The following is a 959-nucleotide window of genomic DNA, read 5'->3' on the forward strand; positions in this document are numbered from 1 at the left end:
AGCCAGCCGCAACGCACCACCGGGCCCCTCCGCAAGGAGGGGCTTTTTTTGTTTCCTCTTCCCGCGACGGGCCGTCGCATCCCGGAGGAAGCGTCATCTCCGCGCGTTGCCGGTCCTCGACGCCGAAGGCGAGCGCTGCCATGACTGGCAGGGCGACGGCCAGCTGACAGCGTGGCCACGCTATTCGCGGCGATCCCGTGCATGCGACCCGTTATGCGGGATCGACGGGAGACAGCCATGGCCACCGACCGCCTGCGCTGTCGCGCGACACGTGACCAGTGGGCTGGATGGCGGTCAGCAGTTGGCGATGACCGTGGCCGCACTTCAAGATCGCCTGTCATGCGTCATCAACGCAGTGCACGACCTGAAAGCGCGCTGGCATTGCCTACATCGCCGGACAACCGACGCTCCTTCTACTTCATCGCCATGGACGGCCGTAAGGCGATCAGACAGGTAGAGGGAGAGATGGCCAAGCCGTCGCGTCGCGATGCGCTGCGTACCGGCAGGTCAAGCGTTCGCGTCGTCGACGCGACACACGATCGAGAACATCGCGCGCATCGCCCTCGGCGCGATCCAGGCCGCTCTTTCCCCGACTTGTGCAAGACGCCTAAAGTTTGACGAAGCGCGGCCGAAACAAGCCTTTCGCCGCGTTTCTGGTGTCACGCAAATCGCCGAAACGCCAAATTTTCGGCAGTAAATCCCTAAAGGTTGCGCACCGACTGCCGTTACTTATACCAGCAGCGGCACTGGCCAATTGATGGCCCCCTGCGGAGGCTCCAGGCACCAATGGGTTGCCGGACAAATCGCTTAGAGGAGATATCAAAATGGCACAGGTCATCAATACCAACGTAATGTCGCTGAACGCTCAGCGGAACCTCAACACCACCAGCGCCAGCCTGGCGACGACGATCCAGCGCCTGTCCTCGGGCCTGCGCATCAACAGCGCCAAGGACGACGCA

The 959-nt window shown here is 62.6% G+C and carries 1 pseudogene; it reads left to right on the forward strand.

The features are described from left to right. Positions 1–824: 824 nt before the first annotated feature. A pseudogene (locus SLW55_RS20550) lies at positions 825–959 on the forward strand (flagellin); the annotation flags it as partial.

Origin of the sequence: Xanthomonas sp. LF06-19, assembly GCF_034105425.1 — a bacterium.
Classification (GTDB): Bacteria; Pseudomonadota; Gammaproteobacteria; order Xanthomonadales; family Xanthomonadaceae; genus Xanthomonas_A; species Xanthomonas_A sontii.